Genomic DNA, 19446 nt, shown 5'->3' on the forward strand with positions numbered 1-19446 from the left:
GAGGGGCGCAGGTGAAAAAGAATTATGCAGTTGTTGATATTGAAACGACTGGAACGGACCCTAAGACGGATCGAATCATTCAATTCGGTTGTGTACTGATTGAAGAAGGGAAGATCGTCACGCATTTTTCGACCGATATCAATCCGGATCAATCAATTCCAGCGCAGATTCAGACGTTGACTGGAATCACGAATCAGCGAATTAAAAAGGCCCCTTATTTTGAAGATGTGGCTCAAACGATTACGAACTTATTAGCAGATACGATCTTTGTGGCTCACAATATTCATTTTGACTATCCCTTTTTAAGTAATGAATTAGAACGCTGTGGGATGCCGCCGCTGACGATTCCTGGTATTGATACTGTAGAATTAGCGCAAGTATTCATGCCAACATCTTTAAGTTTTCGCTTAAAGGATTTGGCAGAGGAATTGCATTTGGTTCATGAAAATCCGCATCAGGCGGACAGCGATGCGGATGTGACAGCGCAATTATTGCTACACTTAGAAGCGAAAATAAAAGAGCTGCCAATCATTACTTTAGAAAAAATAATTGATACTGCTGATCAGATGGCTTTTCAAACAAAGAAATATTTGGAAAATTGCTTAAGAGAGATGCAGGCCAATCCTAAACCATTATCAAAAGATTTAGCCATTATTCATGGTTTGGCTTTGCGAAAGAAACAAGTGCCGCTCTTTTCTGAGAATTATTTTGGTACGAAGGCTTATCCACGCTCACGAAAGGCTAAGGAAAAGGTTTATCAAGGAGAGTTGGATTTTCGAAAAGAACAGGCTCGTTTGATGAACCTGGTGTACGATTTCTTTAATAAAAAGGATGACAAAAATGTTTTGGTGGAGGCAGCAACTGGAATCGGCAAGACACTGGGCTACTTGTTGCCCATGAGTTTTTTAGCAACACCAGAAAAGCCGATAATTGTTAGTACGGTGTCTTTACTGTTGCAGGAACAGATTTTGAATCATGATCTGCCACTGATCAATCGTTTATTGGATCAGCCTTTGCAGGCGGTGGTAATGAAAAGTAGTCGACATTATATTGATTTAGAACGTTTCTATCAAAGTTTTGAAAAGAAATCAGAGCAAAAGCAATATACCTTTTATCAAATGGCTTTGCTCGTTTGGCTTACCCAGACCGAAACTGGGGATTTTGATGAACTGAATATGACCAGTTTAAAGCATCCTTTTTGGCAAGAAGTGGCACATTTAGGAACGCATACATTGAACCCCAATAGTCCCTTTTATGCGGTTGATTTTATTCGTCACCGTCAAGAAAAATTGGCTCAAAGTAATCTAATCGTGACAAATCATGCATACTTAGCGCAAGAAGACCAACGAAAAGAGCCTCAGCTGCCGAAGAGTCCTTATTTGATCATCGATGAGGCACATCATTTGAATCGGGTGTTGGAAAAAGTTACTACCCAGCATTTTAATCTTTTAGCAATTCAACGTATGATCACTCATTTGTTCGATAATCAGCAATTTTCTGTTTGGCAGGCACTCGTACAAAAGGATCAACAGACGCAGCATCTACTTGAAATTTTTCAAGATGTCTTGCAGGAGTTGAACGAGGATTTGACTGATTTTTATCAAATTTTCAAGGACGAATACCCCACAGAAAATGAGCGGTTGATTACTAAAGATATGATCGATCAGCTTTCTCTAGCTGGAGAACAAGTTTTACAGCGCATCGGTCGTCTTTATCAGGACGCCTTGACACTAGGGGATCAGTTGCAGACGTATTTTACGATGTACAAAGAGACGTTTGGTATCAAGGAACAGGCGGAGTGGAGTGACCTCCAATTATTGTTAGAGAATTTGGCTCAGCAACAGCAGGCGTTTGAGACCTTTAGCGAAAAATGGGACGCTCGCTATATTCATTGGTTTAATGCGAAACGTAAAACCTTCCAAGTACAGGATTTAGATGCTTCATTGATCAGCCAGACAAAATGGTATGATCGATATCAACAGATTCTTTATTTAGGTGGTACGCTAAAAATCGGCAGTGATCGTCATTATTTTGCGAAGCGCTGGGGAATTCCATATACTGCATTGAAAATTATTAGCAGTCCCTATGATTATGCCGAACAAGCGCGTTTGTATTTGCCGACTAACAGTATCAGCATCCAGTCGACCTCGCCTGATCAGTACGCGAATTACGTAGCGAGCGTCGTATATAAGATGGCAGAAAATCAAAAACGGCCGATCTTGGTTCTGTTTACTTCACACGATATCTTGAATCGTGTTTATCAGCGTGTGCGTGTGCCTTTACTAAACGAAGGCAGAGAAGTCTTAGCTCAAGGTATCGGCGGCAGTCGTGAAAAATTGCTGAAGCGGTTCTTATTGTCTAAAGACGCGTTGCTGTTCGGTGCGGATAGTTTTTGGGAAGGGATAGATTTACCAGGAGATATTTTGCAGATTTTAATCGTAACACGTCTACCATTTGAAAATCCGCAGCGGCTTCAAGTAAAAGCGCGCAATGATTTTTTAGCATCAGAAGGAATCAATCCCTTTTTCCAAGAAGCGGTTCCTCATGCTGCTCTGAGATTGCGGCAAGCATTGGGACGCTTGATCCGCTCGGAAAAGGATAAGGGTGTGATGCTGTTATTAGATCAACGCTTTATCACGGCAGGTTATGGAGAAAAATTACGCAAAGCACTGCCAAAGGAGTTGCCGATCAAACAGTTACCGTTGGAAGAAATCTTACTTGAGACCGACCAATTTTTAAATTCTGACAAAAGTACAGAGAATTAATGAGGCGAAGCTCTTCTTTTGGTATAATGTAGCTTGTCTGAGAGGAGTATGATTTTGGATACGAATAGTGCAGGACAACAGCGACTCAATCGTTGGCTGTTAGGAATCGTGACTTTTTTACTGATCATTATCGTGGCGGCGATCATGATTTTCATTCGTTCAAATCGTCCGATGCAGCAAGCCAAAAGAGAAGCTGTTCAAATGGCAGAAAAATATGCCGATTTAAAAACGGTAGATCAATTCTATTGGTTTAACCGTGACAAAACGTATTTCACCGTCACTGGTGAAAGCAACTCTGGAGAAGCGATTATTGTGATCGTTCCAGAATCGGGGGAGAAAATCCGCGTTCTTAATCAAAAGGATGGTCTGACAGAGCAGCAAGCTGAAAAACGGTTTGAAAGTGCTCACCCAGAGCTAATCTTTGAAAAGGCTAATCTGGGAATCTATCGCGATCAGACTGCTTGGGAGATTACTGCGAAAGACGAACAGGGCGCGATTTATTATTACTTGCTGGCATTTAATGACGGCAAGACGATCAAAGAGATAAAAAAAATATAAAAAATCTTGGTAAGGGAGTTATCAGTTATGAAATTGTCACAGCGTGTAACAAACCTAGAACCGTCCGTCACTTTAGCCGCCACCGCCAAAGCCAAAGAGTTGAAGGCTCAAGGCTTAGATGTCATTAGTTTAACTGTCGGAGAACCAGATTTTACGACTCCGGAGAATATCGAGCAAGCTGCGATTGAAGGAATCAAGAGCGGGAAAGTTAGCTTTTACACCGCAGCTGGCGGTACGCCGGAATTGAAGTCCGCGATCGTTGACTTCACTAAGGAAAACTATGATTTAACGATCGAACCGAAAAACATCATCGTGACCAGCGGTGCGAAATTTGCGTTGTATACCTTGTTCCAAACAATTTTGGATGCAGGGGATGAAGTGATTATCCCAGTGCCTTATTGGGTCAGCTACGGGGAACAGGTTAAACTAGCGCAGGGGCTGCCAGTTTTTGTTACTGGAGTTCAGGACAATGATTACAAGATAACGGTTGATCAGCTTGAAGCAGCTCGGACGGAGAAGACAAAAGCGATTATCATCAATTCACCGTCAAATCCGACAGGTATGATCTACACAGAAGAGGAGCTGCGGGAAATTGGTGAATGGGCAGTCCGTCATGAACTGTTGATTGTCTCAGATGATATTTATGATCATCTTGTTTATAATGGGAACGAAGCGCCGCATATGGCTTCTTTATCTGACGAGATTTTCCATCATACAGTGATCATCAACGGGGTATCAAAAACCTATTCTATGACCGGTTGGCGAATCGGTTATGCGATTGGGAATGCTGAGATCATTGGCGGAATGACGTCAATCGCCTCTCAAGCGACAAGTAACCCAGCCTCTGTCAGCCAGGTAGCGGCTGTTGAAGCTTTAACTGGCGAACAAGAAACGGCAGAAAAAATGCGCCAAGCCTTTGAAGAGCGCTTAAACACGATCTATCCGAAGGTGGCCGATTTGCCAGGCTTTAAGTTAAAAAAACCGCAAGGGGCATTTTATCTATTTCCAAATATCAAGGGAGCCATGGAGATGGGCGGTTACGATAATGTAACGACTTGGGTTAACGATCTGTTGGAGCAAGAACAAGTAGCGCTGGTAACTGGTGAAGGCTTTGGATCTGATGATAGTGTACGGATGAGTTATTCAGCCAGCATGGAGGATTTAGAAGAAGCTGTTGTGCGGATTCGCCGCTTTATTGAAAATAGTAAGAAGTAAAACATCAATTCGGGATAAATAAGTTAGGAGAGACATTTGTGGAACAAATTCAAATCATTGATGCCAAGAATCATGTTGGCGAAACAGTAAAAATCGGTGCTTGGGTCGCTAATAAGCGTTCAAGCGGAAAAATCTCTTTTTTACAATTACGTGATGGAACGGCTTATTTCCAAGCAGTTGTTGTAAAAAGTGAAGTGTCAGAAGAGGTCTTTCATTTAGCCAAAGAATTGACGCAAGAAACATCAATCATCGTAACTGGAGAAATTCGGGAAGATACTCGTTCAAAATTCGGGTATGAACTAGGTGTGAAAGAGATCGAAGTGATCGGTGAAAGTCATGACTATCCAATTACACCAAAAGAACACGGTGTTGATTTCTTGATGGATCATCGTCACTTATGGTTGCGTTCGTCACAACAGCATGCGATCATGCTAATTCGTAACGAAGTGATTCGTGCGACCTATGAATTCTTTAACAACAACGGCTTCGTGAAAGTTGATCCGCCGATTTTGACAGGTTCAGCTCCTGAAGGCACCAGCGACTTATTTGAAACGAACTATTTTGACCATAAGGCTTATTTATCTCAAAGTGGACAATTGTATATGGAAGCAGCTGCAATGGCACTAGGCAAAGTATTCTCATTTGGTCCAACTTTCCGTGCAGAAAAATCAAAAACACGCCGTCACTTAATTGAGTTTTGGATGATTGAACCAGAAATGGCCTTCATGCATCAAGAAGATAGCCTAGAGGTTCAAGAACAGTACGTTGCTTACTTAGTTCAAAACGTATTGGATAATTGCGATTACGCGTTAGATGTACTGGGCCGTGACAAAGAAATTTTGAAGAACTATACAAAACTTCCTTATCCGCGAATCTCTTATGATGACGCGATCGAATTATTGAAGAAAAATGGTTTTGACGATATTGAATGGGGCGATGATTTCGGTTCACCGCATGAAACCTTTATCGCTAACTCCTTTGACCGTCCTGTTTTCATTTTGAATTATCCAAAGGCGATCAAACCATTCTACATGAAACCACATCCAACTCGGGAAGATGTTGTCATCTGTGCGGACTTGATTGCGCCTGAAGGCTACGGTGAAATCATCGGCGGTTCAGAGCGTGCAACGGACTATGATTTCTTGTTAGAACAAATCCGTGAGCATAATCTTAGTGAAGAAGAATACTCATGGTATTTAGATTTACGCAGATATGGTACTGTTCCACACTCAGGTTTTGGTTTAGGTCTTGAACGAACGATTACCTTTATTGCTGGGATCGATCATGTGCGTGAGGCTATACCATTCCCACGTTTGTTGAACCGGATTTATCCGTAATTGAAATAGAGCAAAAGCGTCGAGGCTGTCCTCGACGCTTTTTTAAAATCCAATTTTTTCTATTAATGAGCCTTGTTTGTCGTCTTCATGCTGGAAGTAGATTGATTCATTCTCAGAATCATTTTCTTTGAGGTTCGTAGTAACGACGGTTTTTACCTCTTCTTTGTCGATGTTCTTTTCGACGATTTGCGAAGTGGCTCCTAGAGTGATCAGTGTCAATGCGATAATAGTAAGTTTTTTCATGTTAAATCTCCTCCTAATTAAAATCCGATTTTTTCAGCTAATGTATTTTCAGCGTCGTTGTCATGACCAAAATCAATGTCACTGTCTTTTTCGTCGTGTTCTTTGAGATTCGTAGTAACAACAGTTTTCACTTCTTCTTTGTCGATGTTTTTTTCAACGATCTGAGAAGTGGCTCCCAAAGTGATAAGTGTCAAAGCAATAATTGTTAGTTTTTTCATAGTAAATCTCCTCCTAATTAAAATCCGATTTTTTCGGCTAATGTATTTTCATCGTCGTTGTCATGACCAAAATCAATGTCACTGTCTTTTTCGTCGTGTTCTTTGAGATTCGCAGTAACAACAGTTTTTACTTCTTCTTTGTCGATGTTTTTTTCAACGATTTGAGAAGTAGCCCCTAAAGTGATGAGTGTCAAAGCAATAATAGTAAGTTTTTTCATTTTAAATTTCTCCTTTTTTGAGTTTTTTTTTTTAGTTTAGAATCCAATTTTTTCAAGTAAAGAATTTTCTTGTTCGTCATGTTGGAAATAAAGGTCTTCGTTCGTTTCATCGTTTTCTTTTAGGTTAGTGGTGATGACAGTTTTCACTTCTTCTTTGTCGATATTCTTTTCAACGATTTGCGAAGTTGCTCCTAGAGTGATAAGTGTCAATGCGATGATCGTAAGTTTTTTCATTTTATTTTCCTCTTTTCATTTTTTAGGTTAAAAGAATTTATGTTTGATTTGTTTTTTTACTGTGTCAAAGAACTGGGTCATTACTTTTGAACAGGTTTCTTCTGGCAAATGAGTTTCAGCAGCGATAAAGTCGATGATTGCAGTTAAGTGTTTGCTTGAGTAGCGGGTAATATTTTCGTTGCAATAGTGTTCGTAGCTTTTTAAGATACTTTCGATTGTCATAGCGGCTTCGTTTGTTTGGATAGCGAGTGTTTCGATCATTTCTGTATTATTCATAGTAAATTCCTCTTTCTTGACCGACTGTCGGTCATTTTCATTTTAAATGTTAAACTCAACAGGTTTTGTTGAGCTTATGGGATAAAGATTTTTTGTAATTGTGCGGTAGTTTGATCGTAAGGATGGATTTCTGGGTTCACATCCAAGGCTTTGTAAATTAAATCCGTTGCAGCAATAACTCGGTTTTGAATGGTTTCAGGCGGTAATTTTTCAATTTCGTCAAACATCGTTTGAATTCCAGCGATTAAAAATTGAATGCTTTCAAGCGGGTAAGCGGTGTTGAATTCTCCTTGCTGTCTGCCAACTTCAATGATTTCTGCTAAGACGGGACAAACTTGATTGATGGTTCCGGCTAGTGCTCGCTGTTTCATTAATGAATTCTCCGGCATTTGAAATTTGTCGACGATTTCTTCTTTTCGTTCATCTTCTTGACTATTTTGTGTAAGAAAGGTGATGAGCTTTTCTAGTGCTGATCCATTTGAAGCTTGGATTTCTTTTGCTCTTGAAATTTCTTGTTCAATGATTTGACCAATGACGGCGTCTAAAACCTCTTCTTTTGAAACGAAGTAATGATAGAAGGTTCCTTTCGCGATACCGATTCGTTTCAAAATGTCATTGACGGTTGTTTTGTTGAAGCCTTTGGTTAAGAAGAATTCTTCGGCGGTGGTGATGATCTCGTTTCTTCGTTCATCATGCTCTTTTACGATACGCATGTCTGATCTCCTTTCTCCCAACCGACTGTCGGTCGTTCTTTCTGACTTAATAATACCGACCGTGGGTCTAGAAGTCAACTCTTTTTTAGAAAAAGTTTTCATTATTTTTAGAAAGGCTGTCATATCAATGTTTATATTGTAAAAATATTTTTGAAAAAGCTTTCTTTTCTACTTGACACATGAATGAATACTCATATATAATATACATGAAGAAACATTCATATGTAGTTTAGAGAGAAGGGTATCTCATGGAAAAGGTATATCGTTTGGATGGATTGGATTGCGCGAACTGTGCAGCAAAAATCGAGCGTTCCGTCCAACAAATCAAAGGGGTCGAAAGTGCACAGGTTGATTTTATGAGTACGAAGCTGACGATCCATGCGCCTGAAAAGGAAATCGCTCGGGTTTGCGAAGAAGCTAAAGAAGTTGTGAACAAATTAGAACCGGACGTTGAAGTGAATAGTGTGCAAACGGAGAAGGTCGAAGAGAGTTCTAAAGGGAAAATCATTCAGATCGTAACAGCCGTTTTAGCATTAGGCGTGCTGGCGATCGTGAAGCCGGCAATGCCTTGGGAGTTCGTTGCTTATCTGATTTTATACTTATGGATCGGTTATGATGTTTTGAAGACCGCGATTACGAACATTTTTCATGGTGAGATTTTCGATGAAAACTTTTTGATGGCCGTGGCGACGGTCGGTGCGATCGCAATCGGTGAATATCCTGAGGCTGTGGCCGTGATGCTGTTTTATCAAGTCGGGGAATTCTTCCAAGATTACGCCGTGGCAAAATCAAGGAAATCTATCAGCTCCTTATTGGCGATCCGACCTGATTCAGCGAACTTGATCCAAAATGGCGAGGTAAGAAAGGTTGCACCGGAAACAATTCGTGTTGGTGATCAGATTTTAGTTAAGCCTGGGGAGAAGGTTCCATTAGATGGGATCGTCAAAGAAGGACGTTCGATGCTGGATACTTCGGCGTTGACTGGTGAATCCGTCCCACGCAGTATCAATGCGGGGGAACAAATTCTTAGCGGCTTTATTAATCAAAGCGGACAATTGACAGTGGAAGTCACGACGACTTTTGGTGAATCGACTGTCAGCAAGATTTTAGACTTAGTTGAAAATGCCAGCAGTAAAAAGGCACCGGCGGAAAATTTTATTACTAGTTTTGCCCGCTATTATACGCCGATCGTTGTTGGTTTGGCTGTATTGCTGGCGGTAGTACCGCCATTAGTTACCGGCGAACCTTTTTATGATTGGGTGTATCGAGCTTTGACCTTCTTGGTTATTTCTTGTCCGTGTGCTTTGGTGATCTCCGTACCGCTAAGTTTCTTTGGCGGAATCGGTGGTGCAAGTAAGGCCGGGATCTTGATTAAGGGAAGTAACTACATTGAAACATTAGCGAATGTGGAAACGCTGGTCTTTGATAAAACAGGAACCTTGACCAAAGGCGTTTTCGAAGTTCAAAATGTTGAGACGACGATCGATCAAAAGGATTTCTTGCGCTATGTTGCCAGTGCCGAACAAAGCTCCAGCCATCCGATCGCACAATCGATCGTCAAATATGTCGACCAACCGTTATCTCCCGTTAGTCAGCTGGAAGAAATTGCCGGCTTCGGGATTTCGGTTGAGATCGAAGGGCATCATTTCTTAGTCGGAAATGAAAAGCTGTTAGCGAAATACGATATTTCCTTCCAAGCAGTTAATGAAATCGGCACGATCGTTTATGTGGCAATGGATGGAAAATACATTGGACATCTATTAATCGCTGATGAACTGAAGGACAATGTCTCAGAAGCCTTATCAGAAGTGAAAAGCTTAGGTGTGAAACGGACGGTGATGCTGACAGGTGATAACCGGATGATCGCGGATGCGATTGGGAAAAAAGTCGGAATTGATCAAGTCTACAGTGAATTATTGCCGGAGGATAAAGTCAATCATTTAGAAGCAGAATTGTCACGAGAACAAAAGACCGCTTTTGTCGGTGATGGTATGAACGATGCGCCGGTATTAGCCCGAGCAGATATTGGGATCGCCATGGGCGGACTTGGTTCGGATGCAGCGATCGAAGCGGCGGATGTCGTGATCATGGACGATCAGCCGGCTAAAATTCCGGTTGCAATCCAAATCGCCCGCAAGACGATGGGCATCGTGAAACAAAATATCGTCTTTGCAATCGGAGTGAAAGTCATCGTTCTATTGCTAGGTGCTTTAGGTTTTGCGACTATGTACGCGGCAGTCTTCGCCGATGTTGGTGTAACTGTGCTCGCTGTGCTGAATGCGATGCGTTGTTTGCGAGTGAAATAAGATTATATAAAAGAAAAGGCTTTGCGACTATTTTTAGTTGCAGAGCTTTTCTTGTGTAAAAAAACTTTCGCATATCAGTTGACTAAAACAGATTACAAATGTAAACTTTGTTTATAGATTACAAATGTAAACGAAAGGGGCGAAGTGTTATGACAATGACGGTGACACCGATTAAGATCAGTGATTCGGAGTGGGAGGTCATGCGGGTGATCTGGACGCAGGAATCGACTACGGCGCAGGAAATTATTGATATTCTGGGACAAACGATGGAATGGAAGCCGGCGACGATCAAAACGTTGTTGGGGCGATTGGTAAAAAAAGAGGCAGTGCGTACGGAGCAATCTGGGAAGAAATATATTTATTATCCGGCTATCAGTGAAGGCGAAACGGTCAAAAGTGCGACGGAAAATTTATTTTCTCATATTTGTGCGAAACGAATTGGCGAAACGATCGCGGAGTTAGTTGCGGAAGCGGAGCTGACGGAGGCAGATGTGGAAATGATCAAAGCTCAGTTAATTAATAAGAAAACTGTAGCTGCGATTGAATGCAATTGTATTCCCGGTCAGTGTGAATGCAATCATCATAAATAATTGGCAACAGCCATAAAAAATAAACCAATAGGAATGGAGATTATTATCATGAAAAAACAATTTGCAATCAACGGAATGAGCTGTAATCACTGCGTAGCGAACGTGGAAAAGGCGATCAATCAATTGGATGGGATCGATAAGGTTAAGATCAATCTGAAGAAGAATCAAGGCGTTGTTAAATTCGATGAAGCGCAAGTTTCGGCGGACCAAATTGCTGCAGCAGTGACAGAAGCTGGGTATGAAACTGAGGTGATCTAATTGGCAGACACGACAGTAGAAACATTTGCCATTACTGGCATGACCTGTGCCAATTGTTCCGCTCGAGTAGAGAAGGAGCTGAAAGCAACAGAAGGTGTGCTAGAGGCGAATGTGAATCTGGCAACGGAAAAGGCGACCGTTCAGTTTGATGGAAACTTGACAGCAGAAAATTTGATTCAACGAGTTGAGGCCATTGGCTATGGCGCAATTTTGTTTGATGAGGCTCACAAACAAAAGATCGAAGAAGAAAAGGCCGCTTACCTTAGAAAAATGAAGCGGGATTTGATTTTAAGTGCGGTTCTAACAGCTCCTTTGATGATTGCTATGATCGCGATGCTCTTGGGCAGTCATGCAGAGTGGGTATACTTTTTGCACATTCCATTAGTTCAATTGATCCTAGTGACACCTGTGCAATTTGGTGTTGGGCAGCGTTTTTATCGCGGGGCGTATCATGCGCTGAAAACCAAAGCTCCGAATATGGATGTGCTGGTAGCGATGGGAACCTCGGCTGCTTTTGTGTTAAGTGTGTATAATGGTTTCTTCAATCCTCACAATTCAGATCTGTATTTTGAAAGCAGCGGCATGATTATCACCTTGATCTTGTTAGGAAAATATTTAGAACAAAAAGCTAAGACGAAGACCAGTGATGCGATCAAGCAGTTAATGAGTCTGCAAGCCAAGACGGCAATGATTATTGTGGCAGGCGAAGAAAAGGAAGTACCGATCGAAGAGGTGCAGGTTGGCGACATCCTGCGGGTTCGTCCTGGAGAACAAATTCCGGTAGATGGAAAGATTTTAAAAGGGCAGACAACGATTGACGAAAGTATGTTGACTGGTGAAAGCTTACCAGTGGATAAACAGGTGGATGATCAAGTATTTGGCGGCACCGTTAATACCACAGGCAGCATTCAATTTAGTGCTACACAAGTCGGCAGTATGACCGTCCTTTCACGAATTATTCGTATGGTGGAGGATGCGCAGGGTGAAAAAGCCCCAATCCAGCAGATTGCGGACAAAATCTCTAGTATTTTTGTCCCGACAGTATTGGGATTGGCGTTACTTACGTTGCTCGCGACTGGCTTACTAACTGGTGATTGGCAACAGGCGATCGTCCATAGTGTCTCTGTGCTGGTAATTGCGTGTCCATGTGCACTTGGGTTAGCGACACCGACAGCTATTATGGTAGGAACGGGTTTAGGCGCGAAGTCAGGGATTCTGATCAAGGGCGGCGGCGCGTTAGAAAAAATCGCTCACTTGACAACGATCGTCTTGGACAAAACTGGAACGATTACAGAAGGCAAGCCGGTAGTGGCAGATTTTGAAGCATTTGATCCACAGGCGTTGGCTTATTTAACCAGTCTTGAGCAGCATTCCGAGCATCCTTTAGCAAAGGCGATCTATCATTATGGAAAAGATCAGGTTGAAATCTTGCCCGTCGACAATTTTGAGAGCTTAACAGGGCAAGGCGTTACCGGCGTAATCAATGGGCAATCCTATTTTGTTGGCTCAAAACGCGGCTTGAACGAGCGAAACATTTCATTTCCTGAAGATCGTGTGTTAGCGTTAGAAGGAGAAGGAAAAACGGTGATGTTCTTAACCGACAATAAGAAAGTTCTGGCAATGATTTCGGTAACGGATCAAGTCAAAGCGTCTTCTAAATCCGCTATCGCTGCTCTTCATCAATCAGGAATCAAGGTAAAAATGCTGACGGGGGATAATCCTCAGACTGCGCAATATATTGGTGGACAAGTTGGCTTACAGGCATCAGATATCGTTGCAGAAGTTTTACCAGAGGATAAGGCTCAGGTAGTTAAGGAGCTTCAAACCAAAGGTCAATCGGTCGGGATGGTCGGCGATGGGATTAATGATGCGCCTGCACTGGCTTTAGCTGATATCGGCATTGCCATGGGCAGTGGAACGGATATTGCGATGGAGACAGCCGATATTACTTTAATGAACAGTGATCTTTTATCGGTTGAAAAGAGCATTCGTTTATCCAAATTAACCTTAAGAAAAATCAAACAAAATTTATTCTGGGCGTTTTTATACAATGTGATTGGTATTCCTTTTGCTGCTTTAGGCTTTTTGAATCCCATCATTGCCGGTGGCGCGATGGCTTTTAGTTCGGTCAGCGTATTGTTGAACTCTCTCAGTTTGAATCAAAAAAAGTTGTAGAATCAGCATAAATTAGATAACTGCGAATGAATCGTTTAAGAATGTTGAAGTAAATTAGGAGGCATGTAGCATGAAACAAGGAGATCAAATGGATGAATCGATGAAAATGGACCATTCCAAGCATGATCATAACGAAATGGATCATTCGATGAATGGACACGATCATCACAATATGAATCAGGAAATGAGTGGACATGACCATCACGAGATGGCGCATGGCGGCATGGATCATTCGATGCATATGGGGAATTTCAAACAAAAATTTTGGCTCTCACTTGTTTTATCGATTCCGATCATCGTTCTTTCGCCGATGATGGGAATGCAGCTGCCCTTCCAATTCACTTTTCCGGGTTCTGAGTGGGTCGTTTTAGTGTTAGCGACGGTGCTGTTTATTTACGGCGGCCAACCGTTCTTGAGCGGGGCGAAAATGGAACTGAAGATGAAGAGTCCAGCTATGATGACCTTGATTGCGATGGGGATTACAGTTGCCTACATCTATAGTTTGTATTCCTTTATTGCGAATAAGTTGAATCCTCATGAGCACGTCATGGATTTCTTCTGGGAATTGGCAACACTGATTGTCATCATGCTCTTAGGTCATTGGGTCGAAATGAACGCCGTATCCAATGCCAGTAATGCTTTGAAGAAGTTAGCAGAATTACTGCCGGACGAGGTGAATCTGATCCAAGAAGATGGATCGACCCAAAAGGTCAAGCTGCAGGAGATCAAGAGTGGTGACATGCTCTTAGTTCGTGCGGGGGATAAAATTCCGACCGATGGACAGATTATCAAAGGCTCAACGATTGTCGATGAATCGGCTGTGACCGGTGAATCTAAAGGCGTTCAGAAGAATGTCGGTGACACGGTCATTGGCGGTTCAGTCAATGGCGATGGTACGATCAGAGTAAAAGTCACTGGTACTGGGGAAGACGGCTACCTTGCTAAAGTCATGACGATGGTTCAGCAAGCTCAGCAAGAAAAATCAAAATTAGAATCGATTTCAGATAAAGTGGCGAAATGGTTATTCTACATTGCGTTAGTTGCAGGGATTTTAACTTTTATTGTCTGGCTATTTGCCGCAGATTTGCCGCAGGCTTTGGACCGTATGGTGACCGTTTTTGTCATCGCCTGTCCACATGCTTTAGGCTTAGCGATTCCTTTAGTAATCGCTCGTTCCACCTCATTAGCGGCTAAAAATGGGTTGCTGCTGAAAAGTCGACAAGCCTTAGAGCAAGGAAACCAGTTGGATTATGTTTTTCTTGATAAAACAGGAACCTTAACAGAAGGTAAGTTTACAGTGACAGGAATCGAGGAATTGGCAGACACGAGTAAAGAAGAAGCGTTGAAATATATCGGTGCTCTTGAAGCGCAAACCAATCATCCATTAGCTGTCGGTGTCATGAATTATTTGAAATCAGAGGGCATCGACCCTTACCAAGCGCAAGAGGTATCAACTTTGAAGGGAATCGGGGTTAGCGGAACAGTAGAGGGCCATCAGGTTATTCTAGCAAACCAAAAAGAAATCGAACGCCGTAAATTGACCTTCGATCAAGAAAAATTGAAGGACTATCAAGCACAGGGAAATACGATTTCCTTCCTATTAATTGATGAACAATTAGTTGCGTTCTTTGCGATGGGAGATACATTAAAACCGCAGGCCAAGGATTTCATCAAGAGTTTGCGAAACGTCGGGATTGAACCTGTCATGTTGACTGGAGACAATCAGGAGGCGGCAAAGGCAGTAGCTGATTATCTGGACATCAAAGAATTTTATAGCGAGCTATTACCGGATGATAAAGAAAAAATCATCAAACGCTACACGGATGATGGCAAGAAAGTCATGATGGTGGGAGACGGTATCAATGATGCCCCTGCTTTAGCAAGAGCGACGATTGGAATGGCGATTGGTGCTGGGACTGATATTGCGATTGATTCGGCTGACGTTGTACTGACCAATAGCAATTTACAAGATATTTTAAAATTCGTCCGTTTGGCGAAAAGAACTCATAGAAAAATGATCCAAAACCTGTGGTGGGGTGCTGGATATAACATTTTGGCAATCCCTTTAGCAGCAGGTATTTTAGCACCTATCGGAATTTTATTAAGTCCTGCTGTTGGTGCGATTTTAATGTCTTTGAGTACGATTATTGTGGCAATAAATGCCATGACTTTAAGCGTTTGAGAATTCAGACGCTTTTTTTTTTGATAAAAAGTTGACAAAAAACTTTGTGTCTATCTATGTTATTTTTAAAGAAAAAGAATTTCAATCAGCAAAAGAGGAGACACAAGGTATGATCTGGCAATTTATAATCAGAAACAAAACGCAACAACATCTGCGGTTGCTTGAGTTAATCAATGAAGAACAATATACAGTTACTGAAATGGCTAAACAACTCCGTGTAAGTATTAAATCAGCGATGCGTTATAGTGATGAATTACAGCAAAAGGGTTACGTAATAAAAGGAAAAACCTGGCGAATTAATCGTCGTCGCTATCCCAATTTCTTAGAGCTTCATCGGAAAGTGTTAATGCAGGACCCGCTCTTTCAAGTTTTTAAACATTTTCTTTGGCAGCAGCCGTATACAGAAAAGGGCTATGCCAAGATAAGAGAATTAAATAAACGATTGGTTCATTTCAATCTTTGGGTGAATCGGCAAGCAGGGAGTCTTTTAGGTGATCCGGGTACCATTTTGTTGTTACAATTACGCTATTTGAGAGATTTCTATTATTTTGAAGAAGGCGAAGTTTATCAACAAATCGATCAATATTATAAAGACCAACCAATACCTTCAGTGAACCAAGCATTATTTCCAGATAGAATGCTAATCAATCGCTTTATTGAGGAATTCGGTATACAGGAGAATATAGCTGAGTATCTCTTCTTTGACCATATGCGTTACCATTTTCAACGATTCACTGAATTCTATCAGTCTCACCAAAATTATCAGACAGACTTGTATCTGGAAGTCAAAAGGGCCAGTAGGATTATTGAGGACGCGATCGCTTGGGAAGGTGAAGTGTTAAGAAACACATTCAATGTGAAGCTTTTGGATCTGTTTTTTGGGCTATCTCAAGGCCTTCCCGTACTACTCTTCAATTTAAAATGGAAGCAAGAGGCGGTTTCGTCAAATTATGTTCATCTTAGTAGGGAAGTAAAACGGCAAATTCCGATGCTGAGGAATTGTCAAAATGAAGGGCTGGCTTTGGCCTTGAAAAACATTGTGGTTGCAAGTCATCAAGTCGCGTTGAAAACGACGCCTACTTTAGATTACTCTTTAAAGATTCAGGAGAAATATCAGATGGTTTTATTATCTGATTAAGGAAAATTAGATCAAGATTTTTCTTAAAGAAAGGTTATGCTATAATGATGAGGACTACGATAAGAGTGTCGTTCTATTTCGCGTGATCTTGATCGTTCGCGTGATTTTTAGAAGGGGATACAGTTGAAAATAAGGGGTAGTTCTTACATTTGAAGAGCTAGGAAGTAGGAGGAGAGCAGAATGGGATTGCGAAAATTAGATGTTCCGACATCTTCAATTACAGAAGTAAAAAAATCACCAATGGATGTTTTTGCTCAAGCTCGTAAAGCAGAGACCGGAGTTTATATTTTTAACCGCGAGAAAATTGCAGGTGTGATGCTGACTAAGGAACAATATGAAGCCTTAGTTGAGGAGTTAAATACCTTGCGCGATACGTTATATCAACCAGTGGAACGAGAATTACCGGTTCCTGAAGAATTAGAGGAATTAGCGACTGCTCTGAGAACAACACTGGCAAAAGGGTCAGTGATCTCGGCACGCTATTTGGATGAACGCATGGTGGCGACTGGTTTTATCACGAAGAAAACCGGCTTTGGCGGTGTGACAGAAATGATGAAGGAGCTGGAGGATACTGGAAAAATTATCTATCAGCTGCGTCGCCGCGAGCACAATAAGGTCATCTATGCTGAAATTTTTGGCGAACCGCAGGAGTTTCAGCGCGGATCGGCGGACAAGCTGATGATCCGCAAAGTGAATTTAATCGAAAGATAAGGGATTTGCCTAAAACATAATTCGGACAACGCTGTTTCTATCGTTTGATAGTACAGGTTGTTCGTTTTTTTTGACTTGTAAGGAAATTCTAAAATTTTCACATGAGAAAATCGCTTTACAGCAGGTATATCCATGTCCGGCTTCACGAACTAGCTTTTCTACGCAAGCTACGCATACAGTTACTGCTAAACTCCGTTAAGCAGAACTAGCATATCGGCAATAAGCAAAAATATTTCGAAATTTGAGAAGCACCGAGGAGGTACCAATCAACATCAGTTCTCTTTAATCACTGTGTTTCTTGGCAATTTAGAAATATTTTGGTCTTATTGCTGAGACACACAGTGATTGCTTGCAGAGCTGATGTGGAACAGTACCTACCTGATGCTCAAAAGCTGAGCGAGTTCGTGAAGCCTTTCTTATAATAGTTACATTTCTCTTGCTTCCAGTAGGAATAATTGTCTCTGAACAAACGTTCGGTTATAATGAAGGTAGAAATAAACCTAGGAAGGAGGCGAGCAGCATGGCTGAGTTGGTTTTTCCATTGAAAAATGATACATCGCGAAAAATTATTCATATGGATATGGATGCTTTTTTTGCCTCCGTTGAGGAGCGGGATGATCCGGAACTGGCAAAGCATCCTTTAGTGATCGCTCGTCATCCTTCTGATACGGGCGGCAAGGGTGTCGTGACGACGGCGAATTACAAGGCGCGGATCTACGGGATTCATTCAGCGATGAGTGCCCAGAAGGCCTATGAATTGTGTCCCCAGGCGATTTTTAAGCCGGGTGATCATGCCAAATACAGTGCGGTCTCCCAACAGGTACGGGAAATTTTTCATCGCTATACGGATATCATCGAACCGGTGTCTATTGATGAAGCTTATCTGGATGTGACGGAAAACAAGATCAATGCGCGTTCAGCGATCAAAATCGCCCGCCTGATACAGCAGGAGATTTGGCAGGAGCTGCAATTAACCTGCTCTGCGGGAGTTAGCTATAATAAATTTTTGGCCAAGCTGGCTTCCGATTATCAAAAGCCTCAAGGAATGACGGTGATCTCACCAGAGGAAGCTGTCGTCTTTTTGAAACGCCTGCCGATTGAGAAATTTCATGGTGTCGGTAAGAAGACTGTTCCTAAAATGAATGAGCTAGGTATCTTTACGGGGGCGGACTTGTACGAGAAAAGTGAAATGTTCTTGATTCAGGAATTTGGCAAGATGGGCTATTCCTTGTATCGGAAGGTGCGGGGAATCCATGATTCGCCGGTTAGTATCACACGTGAACGAAAATCTGTCGGTAAGGAGCATACGTATGGTCGCCCGTTATCGACAGATGATGAGGTGTTAAGTCAGTTGAGGCAGTTAGCTGAAAAGGTCGAAGGTTCCTTAAAGCGGGTGCAGCGGCATGGCAAAACGGTCGTTCTCAAGGTTCGTTACGCGGATTATACGACGGTCACGCGGCGGGTCACTTTGCCTTATTACATAGAAAAGAAAGAAGACTTATTTTCTCAAGCCAGTTTGATTTGGGAGGAGATTGGCGGCGTAGAAAAAGGGATCCGCTTAGTCGGAATTACTCTGACTAATCTCGATCCCATTGCCTTTGAAAATATTGTGTTACCTTTGTGGGAAGAGCGATCAAATTAGTTCGCTCTTTTTAATTTGCTCGAAAGCTTTTTCGGAGTCATGAAGCTTCTCCCAAATGACGACCTCACCTTGAGCTAATGATTTTTTCACATCGATGATGCGTTGGTTTGAGCTGCCGCGGAATTGCAGCATCAAGTTTTTCTTTGAGAGTTCGAAGCGGCCATCGACTAAAATATCGATCTTACTTAGCATCTCTAATTTATCATCGCTATCTAACAGCAATTCTTCAAAGGTGTAGCCGCTCCAAGACCAGATGTCTTTAGTGTCGCCAAATTCAGCGCGAAGTCGATTGATCACTTTTAAGCAGACCTGTGTATTCAAGAAGGGCTCACCACCTAGGAAGGTCACGCCTTGGACATAATCATGGGCGGTATCTGCAATCAGCTGATCTTCTAGTTCTTGCGTAAAGGGCTTGCCATAACGGAAATTCTGCGACGCCGCATTGAAGCAGCCTTCGCAGGCAAAGGGACAGCCGCTGACATAAAGACTATTGCGGACGCCTTCGCCATCGACAAAGTTGAAAGCTTTATAATCTGCGATGTATTGTTGACTCAATTCGCTGGCCAGCCATTCTTTGGGTTTAGGATTACGCATATTTTTCCCCTTTCAAGTAAAACAGGGAGCGGCAAAGAGCGCCGTCCCTGTCAATCGTATTTCTGTTTGGCTC

19 protein-coding genes are annotated in these 19446 nt (G+C 42.0%); 12 read left to right on the top strand and 7 right to left on the bottom strand.

What is annotated here, in order from left to right; all coding sequences use genetic code 11:
• Window positions 1-11: 11 nt before the first annotated feature.
• The 4 genes from KQI58_RS10770 to asnS are packed head-to-tail and all read left to right on the top strand — an operon-like array spanning window position 12 to window position 5875.
• Window positions 12-2765: a helicase C-terminal domain-containing protein gene (locus KQI58_RS10770; protein WP_216409005.1), complete on the top strand. Its 2754-nt coding sequence runs from the start codon at window positions 12-14 to the stop codon at window positions 2763-2765.
• 54 nt (window positions 2766-2819) lie between these two features.
• Window positions 2820-3323 (top strand): cell wall elongation regulator TseB-like domain-containing protein, encoded by a 504-nt coding sequence (locus KQI58_RS10775; RefSeq protein WP_216409006.1) that lies wholly within the window; start codon window positions 2820-2822, stop codon window positions 3321-3323.
• A gap of 27 nt (window positions 3324-3350) precedes the next feature.
• Window positions 3351-4538 carry a pyridoxal phosphate-dependent aminotransferase gene (locus tag KQI58_RS10780; RefSeq protein WP_216409007.1) on the top strand — a complete coding sequence of 396 codons (1188 nt, stop codon included), beginning with the start codon at window positions 3351-3353 and terminating at the stop codon, window positions 4536-4538.
• Window positions 4539-4576: 38 nt separating this feature from the next.
• A complete protein-coding gene (gene asnS, locus KQI58_RS10785) occupies window positions 4577-5875 on the top strand; it encodes an asparagine--tRNA ligase (RefSeq protein ID WP_216409008.1) in 1299 nt (432 codons plus the stop codon).
• Between the two features lie 42 nt (window positions 5876-5917).
• Here asnS and KQI58_RS10790 read toward each other — a convergent pair whose 3' ends face one another.
• From KQI58_RS10790 to KQI58_RS10815, 6 genes are all read right to left on the bottom strand, one after another.
• Window positions 5918-6118, bottom strand: a complete 201-nt coding sequence (locus tag KQI58_RS10790) for a hypothetical protein (RefSeq protein WP_144325351.1) — start codon at window positions 6116-6118, stop codon at window positions 5918-5920.
• Window positions 6119-6135: 17 nt separating this feature from the next.
• Window positions 6136-6336 carry a hypothetical protein gene (locus KQI58_RS10795; protein ID WP_216409009.1) on the bottom strand — a complete coding sequence of 67 codons (201 nt, stop codon included), beginning with the start codon at window positions 6334-6336 and terminating at the stop codon, window positions 6136-6138.
• Between the two features lie 17 nt (window positions 6337-6353).
• Window positions 6354-6554, bottom strand: a complete 201-nt coding sequence (locus KQI58_RS10800) for a hypothetical protein (RefSeq protein WP_216409010.1) — start codon at window positions 6552-6554, stop codon at window positions 6354-6356.
• A 36-nt stretch (window positions 6555-6590) separates the two neighbouring features.
• On the bottom strand, window positions 6591-6788 hold the full coding sequence (locus KQI58_RS10805; RefSeq protein ID WP_216409011.1) for a hypothetical protein: 198 nt from the start codon (window positions 6786-6788) through the stop codon (window positions 6591-6593).
• A 27-nt stretch (window positions 6789-6815) separates the two neighbouring features.
• On the bottom strand, window positions 6816-7064 hold the full coding sequence (locus KQI58_RS10810) for a hypothetical protein (RefSeq protein ID WP_216409012.1): 249 nt from the start codon (window positions 7062-7064) through the stop codon (window positions 6816-6818).
• 74 nt (window positions 7065-7138) lie between these two features.
• On the bottom strand, window positions 7139-7777 hold the full coding sequence (locus KQI58_RS10815; protein WP_216409013.1) for a TetR/AcrR family transcriptional regulator: 639 nt from the start codon (window positions 7775-7777) through the stop codon (window positions 7139-7141).
• Window positions 7778-8025: 248 nt separating this feature from the next.
• On the opposite strand from KQI58_RS10815, the gene KQI58_RS10820 reads away from it, so the two are divergent.
• The 8 genes from KQI58_RS10820 to dinB all read left to right on the top strand — a co-directional run bounded on the left by KQI58_RS10820 (window position 8026) and on the right by dinB (window position 18779).
• Window positions 8026-10083, top strand: coding sequence for a heavy metal translocating P-type ATPase (locus tag KQI58_RS10820; RefSeq protein ID WP_216409014.1), 2058 nt, complete (start codon window positions 8026-8028; stop codon window positions 10081-10083).
• Window positions 10084-10232: 149 nt separating this feature from the next.
• Window positions 10233-10673 carry a CopY/TcrY family copper transport repressor gene (locus KQI58_RS10825; RefSeq protein WP_216409015.1) on the top strand — a complete coding sequence of 147 codons (441 nt, stop codon included), beginning with the start codon at window positions 10233-10235 and terminating at the stop codon, window positions 10671-10673.
• Between the two features lie 48 nt (window positions 10674-10721).
• Complete coding sequence (copZ, locus tag KQI58_RS10830) at window positions 10722-10931, top strand: copper chaperone CopZ (RefSeq protein WP_010745648.1); 210 nt, start codon at window positions 10722-10724, stop codon at window positions 10929-10931.
• Window positions 10932-13106, top strand: coding sequence for a heavy metal translocating P-type ATPase (locus KQI58_RS10835; RefSeq protein WP_216409016.1), 2175 nt, complete (start codon window positions 10932-10934; stop codon window positions 13104-13106).
• Between the two features lie 70 nt (window positions 13107-13176).
• Window positions 13177-15288: a heavy metal translocating P-type ATPase gene (locus KQI58_RS10840; protein ID WP_216409017.1), complete on the top strand. Its 2112-nt coding sequence runs from the start codon at window positions 13177-13179 to the stop codon at window positions 15286-15288.
• Window positions 15289-15397: 109 nt separating this feature from the next.
• Window positions 15398-16426, top strand: coding sequence for a hypothetical protein (locus KQI58_RS10845; protein WP_216409018.1), 1029 nt, complete (start codon window positions 15398-15400; stop codon window positions 16424-16426).
• Window positions 16427-16606: 180 nt separating this feature from the next.
• Window positions 16607-17137, top strand: a complete 531-nt coding sequence (locus KQI58_RS10850; protein ID WP_010745652.1) for a hypothetical protein — start codon at window positions 16607-16609, stop codon at window positions 17135-17137.
• Window positions 17138-17657: 520 nt separating this feature from the next.
• The gene (gene dinB / locus KQI58_RS10855) at window positions 17658-18779 is read left to right on the top strand and encodes a DNA polymerase IV (RefSeq protein WP_216409019.1); all 1122 of its coding nucleotides are present in this window, start codon (window positions 17658-17660) and stop codon (window positions 18777-18779) included.
• Here the strand turns inward: dinB and nrdG are convergent.
• On the bottom strand, window positions 18771-19373 hold the full coding sequence (nrdG, locus tag KQI58_RS10860) for an anaerobic ribonucleoside-triphosphate reductase activating protein (RefSeq protein ID WP_216409020.1): 603 nt from the start codon (window positions 19371-19373) through the stop codon (window positions 18771-18773). The genes dinB and nrdG overlap by 9 nt on opposite strands.
• Between the last annotated feature and the right edge of the window lie 73 nt (window positions 19374-19446).

This window comes from Enterococcus raffinosus (genome assembly GCF_018917525.1).
Lineage (GTDB): Bacteria > Bacillota > Bacilli > Lactobacillales > Enterococcaceae > Enterococcus_A > Enterococcus_A raffinosus_A.